Annotated in this window: 2 protein-coding genes; both read right to left on the bottom strand. The window is 62.2% G+C overall.

The features are described from left to right. On the bottom strand, positions 1 to 1,928 hold a 1,928-nt coding region (locus ACH2EH_RS02020; protein ID WP_395138369.1), incomplete at its 3' end, for a hypothetical protein. Positions 1,929 to 1,931: 3 nt separating this feature from the next. After that, on the bottom strand, positions 1,932 to 2,357 hold a 426-nt coding region (locus ACH2EH_RS02015; RefSeq protein WP_395138367.1), incomplete at its 5' end, for a hypothetical protein.

Genomic DNA, 2,357 nt, shown 5'->3' with positions numbered 1-2,357 from the left:
ATGCTGGTCCCGATGCCCGCACGAAGACGAATCGCAAGGTCAGGAATCCGCTGCATCCCTGAGGGAAACCCCGCTGCACTCAGGAGCCGCTTGATAACATCCGTGACCTTCCACGGGGTTAGAGATCCGTCTGCACCAAGAGCGGCAGCAGGATCTGACAAAAACAGATCGTAGGAGAGTGCGGTTCGCAGGGTGGTCGCGGAGAGTCTTTCCCACATTCCCGCCGCATTGCACTGGTACTCGCTCCACTCGGGCGACGGGTAAGCACGCGCCGCGCCGCCCATGCCCTGCTTGGCATTCACTGTTCCTTTCTTAGTCCGTGTCGGCCTGGACACGGCCCCGCGAAAGAGCGTGATGGTCTTTTCGGTATCGCCCGGCGGTGTGTAGGTCGTGGTGAGCCGCAGCGAGAGCCGCCCCCGGTTGCGTAGGCGCGGCCACGAGTCGGCAGGGTCTTCGATCGTGAGCTTTGCCACTTCGTTTCGTGCGTCCTGGCCCCCGAGCTGCACCTGAACATTCTTCACGGGTACGGAAAACTCCCCGGGCGTGATGGTCTGCACTGTGGCGGATTTAACCAGTGTGTAGCCATAGAGTAGCGGCGTCTTGGTGCCATCGCTGTAGAAATCAAATAGCGGAAAGGGGTAGTCAATCAGGGTTGCGGATTGCGTCAGGGAGTCCTTGAGGCGCGGGGTGATCGTCATGGCTCCGGCTTCGCGTGAGAACTTTGTCAGCGCCCAAGCCCCTGCCGCCAAGCCCCCGAGTGCAATCGGCGTTGTCGGAGCGTGCGCCTGGCCGATCAGCTTGCCTGCGGGAGTACTCGTGCCCACGGGGTAACTCAGGCGTGAGAGCTGCCACTCGCCCCGGATGTCGCGCCGCTCCAAAAGATAGATTCGCTGACTCGTTGTTACCTGGCCTGTGGCTCCCTGGTCCACCTGCTTGGTGCTGAGGCCGTCGAAGCTAAAGAGCGCCTCGGTGGTGGTGTGAGCGCCCGTGTTGCCCTGAGCAGGCGAAAGAGTTGAAGCGCCACCCGCTGCCGAAACCGAGCTGGCATCCATGTTGAGCGAGAGAATAGAGATATGCTTCTCGCCGCTCTCGCCCATGTGCGGAAAGATGCAGAGGCAGTGGGAGTTGTTGCTCACCTGTGAGGGAGAGCAATAGCGAGCAGATAGGACGGAGCGCCACTCAGAAGCGCCGCCCGGAGCACTCAGGTAGGGCGCATAGTGCCAGAGCCGCAGCTCACCGTCGCCGCCAATCAGGAGCGCGTACTGGCCAAACGAGAACGCGGCGATCCAGTCCGGGACGTGCTGCCGGGTTCCAGGAAGAGAAAATCGAACGCAGAAGCCCGTATCTGCGGCCTGGGCGGCGCTGGAGCGAGCAAGGATGTCAAGCGGCTGGGTAGTGGTCTCAATGGCAGTGAGGGTGCTCGTCAGGGCCGTGATGTGCGCTTCGGTGCTGACGCTCGCGCTCTGATCCCAGCTTGCCCCTGCCACAATCTTTGAGCGGATGAAGATGTCGCTTCCGTCTGCGTTGGTTCCCGAGGTCACCGCGCCCATGCCCGTGCCTGTAGGGCGACGAAACTTAGGGTAGGCCGTCACAGCGGCGGCTTGGAGCAGGTTCGCGCCCGAGCCACCCGAGGCGCTCGTCAGATAGACAGACCCCGCACCCGCCGTTCGCTCCTGGAGCTGCGCGAGCCTGAGCTGAAGCGGTTGCAGCCCCCACGCGCCCGAGGCGTAGAGCCGGACACTGTTGGCGTAGAAGGAGTTCGCCCCCTTGGACCGCGCCGCTACCTGGGATACCGCCCCATGCCGCCGCACCTCGGCCACGCCGGTATCCTGCACAGCGAACGTCTCTGGCACATCCAGCCTTGCCCGGGTGACCCGCCCCCGCGTGATCGCGCCATTGGCTTCCGCCCCCGACATTCCCCCAGCCATAAATTAACCTAAAGTCCCGTAGCGAAGTGCGCCCATTGAGTAGGCATCGTAGAGGTTCCCGCCGCGAAGAGATCCCGGCGCGGCGCTTTGCTGTGTGCGAAGCGTCTCGCCAATGTTCTTGTTGAGGTACTGGAGTGTCTGGGTGAGATTCTCGGTGGCCTTCGTGTTGGCGTCCTGAGAGGTGGCGGCGCTCGCTCCACTGGGTGTCTTAGATCCCGAAATCCCCTGGTCTACCATCTGCTGAATATCTTTTACCGTGCGCTTGGTTGCCATGTCGTCGCCGCCGGGTTCAACGCCGTATTGACGGTTTACCTCGTTCATCAGCTTCGATTTCTCCTCGTCTGAGAGCTTAGACCCCTTGATCCTGTCGTAGATTCCCGCCCGGCGCAGGTCTTCACTGCGTCCCATGGCTTTGGAGTAACTGCCGTT

It is taken from the genome of Armatimonas sp. (assembly GCF_043760365.1).
Classification (GTDB): Bacteria; Armatimonadota; Armatimonadia; order Armatimonadales; family Armatimonadaceae; genus Armatimonas.
This window is presented reverse-complemented; position numbering and strand designations above follow the sequence as displayed.